Origin of the sequence: Corallococcus sp. CA053C (assembly GCF_003611675.1) — a bacterium.
Lineage (GTDB): Bacteria > Myxococcota > Myxococcia > Myxococcales > Myxococcaceae > Corallococcus.
In genome coordinates, this window is sequence record NZ_RAWA01000514.1 from 1 (window position 1) to 5994 (window position 5994).

The window sequence follows — 5994 nt, forward strand, 5'->3', positions numbered from 1 at the left end:
GTGTATAAGAGACAGCACCCCGCCTGTCTCCCCAGCGGGCGCAGGGTTTGACAACCCTTGCCTCCAACGATTGTCCAGGGCCCGGGCGGCCTGCTCCACACTTCCGGACTTGCCCGCGCACGCGGCTCCGTGTTCCCCCTGGAGCAGTGCGATTTCCTGATGCGGTGCGATTCCCTGGTGCGCGGTGCGACTCAAGGTCCTCACCCTGAACGTGGCCCACGGCGCACCCTTCGCGGTGCCGCTGCCCTTCCTGCGACGGCGCTCGGCGCTGCTGGGCACGCTGGACGCGGTGGCGGCGCTGCTTCAGCGCGAGGCCGCGGACGTGGTGGGGTTGCAGGAGGTGGACCGCGCCAGCCTCTTCAGCGGGCAGGTGGATCAGGTGGACCGCATCGCCGCGCGGGCGGGTTATCCGCACGTGCACCACGGCGTGCATTCCGCGGTGCGCCGACTGTTCGCGCAGGGCACCGCGCTGCTGTCCCACCATCCGCTGGAGGCGCGCGACTCCGCGCACTTCGGCCGCGACCGGCGCGTGGACAAGGGTTACGTCGTCGCCACGCTCGCGAGCGGGACCGACGTTGTCTCGCTGCACCTGGATCCGTTCTCCGCGCCCGTGCGACAGCGGCAGGCGGACCTGATCATCCACGCCCTGCGCCAGCGACCCGAGCGGCCCCGCGTGCTGCTGGGCGACTTCAACGCGGAGGACACGGTCCACGACGGCCCCGTGGCGCGCCTGTGCGCAGCGCTGGGACTCCACACGCCGCCCGGAGCCGAGCCCACCTGGCCCCAGCCCCGGGCGCATCAGCGGCTGGACCTGATCCTCGCCTCCGCCTCGCTGCGCTTCACGCGGTACGCGCGGCTGCCGGAGGCCGTCTCCGACCACCACGCGGTGGTGGCGGAGTTGACGGGCTGAAGCGGCTTCAACCGAGCACGGCGATGAGCTGCCGGCACTGCGCGAGCAGCGTGCCGTCCCGGGTCCAGAGCAGCTGGGACTCCTCGGTGTAGCCCTCGGCGGCCTGGCGCGAGCGGCCGGTGCGCAGGTAGTGCATGTCCAGCGCGCTGCCCGCGAGCGGGAACGTCTGGAAGAACTGCACGGTGAAGTCCACCGTGGCGGCGGCGCGGAAGCCGTCCATCCGCGACAGCACCGACGGCGGATACGCGTCCATCAAGCCCACGCACAGGGCCGCGTCCAGCACCGTGGCGTCGCGAGGCCGCAGCCAGCCCCCCACCTCCGCCACCGCCGCGCCCGAGTACGGCGGCGAACCCACGCAGTAGCGGTACTCGAAGAAGCGGCAGAAGTCCGGCATGGGCGCGTCCGCGTCCACGGGCGTGAGCGTCTCCGGGGCGGGCACCTCCGGCATGACGAAGTCCAGGTAGCCGGGAGCCCCGCCGCGCGCGGCACCGAACGTCGCGGTGGCGACGGCCACGACGACGCCCGCGCTCTCCACGCGAGCGGTGGCGTGGGTGACGAGCTTGCCGGCGCGCTCGATGCGGGTGTGCACGTCCGCCACGCCCTCCGCCGCGGGCGAGCAGAAGTGCACCGTGAGCGAGCGCACCGGCCGCCGGGCGTCACCCAGGTGGTGCTCCAGCGCGCGCATCACCTGCCCCGCCACCACGCCGCCATAGGCCCCGCGGCCCTGATACCAGGCGGCCTCGTAGCGCGAGCGGTAGTGCCCCGGAGCGAGCGGTTCAACGAGGGTGGCGGCGAGGAAGGCGGCGGTCATGATGCGCCGCATCCTAGTCGCATCATCCCCGGTAGGACGCGTCCTGTTCGATGCGGTGGAGCACCCAAAGCCACAGGCTTCCCATGATCAGGACGGGCAGCACGTCCATGTGGTTCTGCCCCGGGCCCGTCGGCAAGCCTACGCGGGCAGGGTCCAGTCGATGGGGCGTTGTCCCCGGGCCTCGAGCGCGGCGTTCGTGGTGCTGAAGGGCTTGCTGCCGAAGAACCCCTTGCTGGCGGACAGCGGCGAGGGGTGCACGCCTTCCATGACGACGTGGCGCTTCGTGTCGATGAGCGCCTTCTTCTTCTGGGCGGGCTTGCCCCAGAGGAGGAACACGACGGGGTCGGTCTTGTCGCTCACGGCGCGGATGACGGCGTCGGTGAAGTGCTCCCAGCCGTGCTTCGCGTGGCTGTTGGGCTGGGCCTGGCGCACGGTGAGCACGGTGTTGAGCAGGAGCACGCCCTGCTTCGCCCACGGGATGAGGGACCCGTCGCGCGGCCTGGGCGCGCCCAGGTCGCTCTGGAGCTCCTTGAACATGTTCACGAGCGAGGGCGGAGGCGGCACGCCGGGCTGGACGGAGAAGGCCAGACCGTGGGCCTGCTTGGGGCCGTGGTACGGGTCCTGGCCCAGGAGCAGCACGCGCACGTCGTCATAGGGCGTGAGGCGGAAGGCGGAGAACATGTCGGCCTCCGAGGGGAACACGGTGTGTTCCCTACGCTCCTCGCGGACGAAGCGCTCCAGTTCCTTGAACGACGGCGCGTGGATGGCGTCATGCAGCACCTTCTTCCAGTCTTCGGGCAACCCGTCCGCCAGCATCGTTGCATCCCTCCGTGAAGCCGCACCCTACTAACCCGCGCCTCCGACCTGGAAGCGGCCGTGATTGCAACAGGGCGCTGAGCGGCGAACGTTGCGGTGGGGGCGGGCCGCTCAGGGCGCGGGCGTCCCGGCGTCCCGCCACTGGGAGGGGAACGCGGGATGTGCTTCGCCCCAGGTGGTATCGCCCACGGGGATGGACGGGTCCGAGGGCCCATCGATAGCCCCTGCATCGGGGCTGCCAGGGAGGGGCGTGCCGACGGGTTCTCCATCGTGGAGCCGGCGCAGGATGCGCCCATCGGAGAGCCTGACGGCGTAGGTGGCCCCTCCATCCAACAGGAGCACGCCCGGTGCACAGGCGCGGGGATCCGCGTCCATGCGGACGAAGGCGATGTCTCCCTCGCGGAGGATCCGGAAGCGCCAGGCCTCCCGCCGACTCCAGCACGACCGGTCCTCCTGCTCCCGGGGAAGGAACGCATCGGCCGCCACGAACACGGCGCGAAGCAGGGCCCCGTCCAGCGCATACGTCGTTCCCGGCGCGCCGACGGACAGTGCCTGCCGCGTGGAGAAGTCCGGGAAGACGATGGACAGGTCCTCGGGCGATGACGCGGACGAAGTCCCCTGGCGCCGCGGGCACCCGGCGAGCAGCAGTGCCCCCACGAGCAGCAGGCGCCTCATGGTCCTGTCCCTCGCAGACAAGGGCCGTGAAGTTTCTCGATCGTGAAGTCCAAGGCCTCCACATCGTGCCACGTGACACGGCCTGTCTGCTCGCACCTCCACCCCGACGCAGCGCGCGTCCACTTCAACACCTGGCCGGTGAGGGGGATGAACTGGTGGAAGCCGTCACACGATGATGGCTCCACAGCGTTCGAGAAGAACGCGACGATGGAGAGCCGCACGCGTCCGGTCTTCGTCTCGCTCTCGAAGCCATGCACCCGGCCCTCGGAGACGATGAAGCGCAGGTCATTGGAGGACAGCGCGCTTCCATAGGGGTGGTTGTGGAGGGCGTAGATGTAGCGAAGGGCTTCCGGAGGATACCGCGCGTCGACGACCCGGGACGGCAGCAGGCAGCTCTTGCTTCGCTGCGCGGGATCGACCCTCGACTGGTCCGTGAGGCGGCTGACAACGTAGTGATCATCCGGCGTGTAGTACAGCCAGGCACAGTATTCGCTGGAGACCCGCCAGCGGGCATCGAAGCCCGGATGGTCCGCGCGGCCTGAGCTCGCGTGGGGCTTCGACAGGATCTTCCCGCAGGCGGCCAGGAGTGCATCCGAGGGCGAATCGAACGGACCCAACAGCGGACCCGGCAGTTCCTCCAGGAAGGCGGCTCCGGCGGCAGGCCGCACGAGGTCCGGATCGAGCGCGGCGGACGATGCACATCCCCCGAGCCAGCACAGCCAGGCACACCACCACCAGGAACCGTGCATGCGCCGGCACCTCTTCCTTTCGAAACAGGCGGTGGGCGCACGCCAGGGGGCCCCCATGATGCCGGGCCGCCGAACCGGAAAGCGAGCAGGCAGTCAGGTCGGGCGCTTGGGGCCGGCGCCGGGGCGCGCTAGCCTTGCCGGCGCCATGACGATGTACACCGAGTCGCTCCGCGCCTTCCTCAAGCCCGTCCTGCCCTACCTGGACGACGAGTCGGTGTCGGAAATCATGATCAACGGCCCCACCGACGTGTGGATCGAACGCAAGGGCCGCCTCACCAAGACGGATGCCGCCTTCTCCGAGGAAGGCCTGATTGGTGCCGCGCGCAACATGGCGCAGTTCGTGGGCCGCCCGCTCAGCGACGAGCGCCCCCGCCTGGACGCGCGCCTGCCCGACGGCAGCCGCATCCACGTGGTGATTCCGCCCATCGCGCGCAACGGCACCACCATCTCCATCCGCAAGTTCTTCAAGGACAAGCTGAGCATCGACTCGCTCTTGAAGTTCAAGTCGCTCACCAAGCCCATGGCGCGCCTCATCGAGGCGGGCATCGCCACCAAGCTCAACATGCTGGTGGCCGGCGGCACCGGCTCCGGCAAGACGACGCTGCTCAACATCGTCTCGTCGCTCATCCCCGACGAGGAGCGCATCCTCACCATCGAGGACTCCGCCGAGCTCCAGCTCAACCAGTCCCACATCGTGGCCTTCGAATCCCGCCCCCCCGACAAGTTCGGCAAGGGCGGCGTGGACATGGGAGACCTGCTGCACTCCGCGCTGCGTCTGCGCCCGGACCGCATCGTGGTCGGCGAGGTGCGCGGCGGCGAGGCCTTCTACCTGATGCAGGCCATGAACACCGGCCACGGCGGCTCGCTGGCGACGACGCACGCGAACACGCCCACGGACACGCTGCGCCGCATTGAGTCCCTCTGCCTGATGTCGCCCGTGGACCTGCCCATGGTCGCCGTGCGCGCGCAGGTGGCCAGCGCCATCAACTTCGTCATCTGCTGCGAGCGCCTCCACGACGGCAGCCGCAAGACGATTGCCCTGTCGGAGGTGCTCCCGCTCACGGAGAAGGGCGAGTACCGCACGCAGGACATCTTCGTCTTCACGCCCGTCTCCAAGGACGAGCACGGCAACATCCTGGGCTACCACGCGCCCACCGGCATCATCCCCAACTTCGTCCACAAGGCGCGCGCGTACGGCTTCGAGGACCTGGACGACGCCTTCTTCGACCCGGCCACTTACGGCGTGCCGCCCCCGCCCAGCTTCCAGGTCGGCGAGGCGTACGCCCTGCGCTGGGCCCCGTCCCTGAAGCACCGCGAGCAGGGCCTGCCGGATCCGGCGCACTTCAAGGAGGACTGGGCCCGCTTCGAACAGCTCCTCAAGAACGCCGCCCCGGACGGCCCCGTCTCCGGCCACGCCGCCGCCAAGCCGGCAGCACCCGCCCCGGTGCAGGTGCAGGTGCCCGCCAAGGCGCCCGTCGCGACGCCCGCGAAGGCCGCTCCGGCGCTGCGCCCCTCGCTGCCGCCCCGGCCGCCGCCGGACGTCTCGGACGACGACAAGACGCCGCCGCCCACGCGCAACCCGTTCGCCGCGGAGGCGGACCACGCGCATGCCTCGGAGCCGCTGGTCCAGGTGTCCGAGGACCTGCTCGCGGACGAGCTCCCCGCCCGGCAGACCCCGCCGCCGCGACGTCCACCGCCCGCGCCCGCGCGCTCCGTCCCGCCGACCAACAACCTGCGTCCGGGTGTCACGCCGCCGCGACGCCCGCTCCCCCCGCCGCCGCCCGAAGACGACGACGAGGACGACGTGGGACCGAAGACGGAGCTGAACACGTCGGAGAAGACGCAGATCCGCCCGGCGCCGCCGGAGCGTCCGCGCCGCTAGACGCCTGCGGGCTGTGTCCGTGGAGCCCTGGGGACCCGCCAGGTTTCTCAGGCCATGACACCGTGAAACATCCACGGGTGACGCCTGACGTCGGACATCGGGGCTGTCTCTTATACCCATCTGACGCTGCCGACGAACTCTAGGGTGTAGA

6 protein-coding genes are annotated in these 5994 nt (G+C 70.4%); 2 read left to right on the forward strand and 4 right to left on the reverse strand.

What is annotated here, in order from left to right; all coding sequences use genetic code 11:
• Nucleotides 1–184: 184 nt before the first annotated feature.
• Nucleotides 185–910, forward strand: coding sequence for an endonuclease/exonuclease/phosphatase family protein (locus D7V97_RS38735; protein ID WP_158623542.1), 726 nt, complete (start codon nucleotides 185–187; stop codon nucleotides 908–910).
• Between the two features lie 7 nt (nucleotides 911–917).
• On the opposite strand, the gene D7V97_RS38740 is transcribed toward D7V97_RS38735, so the two are convergent.
• The 4 genes from D7V97_RS38740 to D7V97_RS38755 form a co-directional block, all read right to left on the reverse strand.
• Entirely contained in the window at nucleotides 918–1721 is an 804-nt protein-coding gene (locus D7V97_RS38740; protein WP_120615618.1) for an acyl-CoA thioesterase II, read from the reverse strand.
• A gap of 138 nt (nucleotides 1722–1859) precedes the next feature.
• On the reverse strand, nucleotides 1860–2537 hold the full coding sequence (locus D7V97_RS38745; RefSeq protein WP_120615614.1) for a uracil-DNA glycosylase: 678 nt from the start codon (nucleotides 2535–2537) through the stop codon (nucleotides 1860–1862).
• 111 nt (nucleotides 2538–2648) lie between these two features.
• Nucleotides 2649–3212, reverse strand: a complete 564-nt coding sequence (locus D7V97_RS38750; RefSeq protein ID WP_120615615.1) for a hypothetical protein — start codon at nucleotides 3210–3212, stop codon at nucleotides 2649–2651.
• The gene (locus D7V97_RS38755) at nucleotides 3209–3961 is read right to left on the reverse strand and encodes a hypothetical protein (RefSeq protein WP_120615616.1); all 753 of its coding nucleotides are present in this window, start codon (nucleotides 3959–3961) and stop codon (nucleotides 3209–3211) included. Before D7V97_RS38755 ends, D7V97_RS38750 begins: the two co-directional genes overlap by 4 nt.
• Nucleotides 3962–4106: 145 nt before the next feature.
• On the opposite strand from D7V97_RS38755, the gene D7V97_RS38760 reads away from it, so the two are divergent.
• Nucleotides 4107–5843: a CpaF family protein gene (locus D7V97_RS38760; RefSeq protein WP_120615617.1), complete on the forward strand. Its 1737-nt coding sequence runs from the start codon at nucleotides 4107–4109 to the stop codon at nucleotides 5841–5843.
• Nucleotides 5844–5994 lie beyond the last annotated feature (151 nt).

What these genes read in the sequence shown, in the direction of transcription:
- D7V97_RS38760 (WP_120615617.1), top strand. Translation starts at nt 4,107, where the DNA reads ATGACGATGTACACCGAGTCGCTCCGCGCCTTCCTCAAGCCCGTCCTG.
- D7V97_RS38750 (WP_120615615.1), bottom strand. Translation starts at nt 3,212, where the DNA reads ATGAGGCGCCTGCTGCTCGTGGGGGCACTGCTGCTCGCCGGGTGCCCG.
- D7V97_RS38745 (WP_120615614.1), bottom strand. Translation starts at nt 2,537, where the DNA reads ATGCTGGCGGACGGGTTGCCCGAAGACTGGAAGAAGGTGCTGCATGAC.
- D7V97_RS38740 (WP_120615618.1), bottom strand. Translation starts at nt 1,721, where the DNA reads ATGACCGCCGCCTTCCTCGCCGCCACCCTCGTTGAACCGCTCGCTCCG.
- D7V97_RS38755 (WP_120615616.1), bottom strand. Translation starts at nt 3,961, where the DNA reads ATGCACGGTTCCTGGTGGTGGTGTGCCTGGCTGTGCTGGCTCGGGGGA.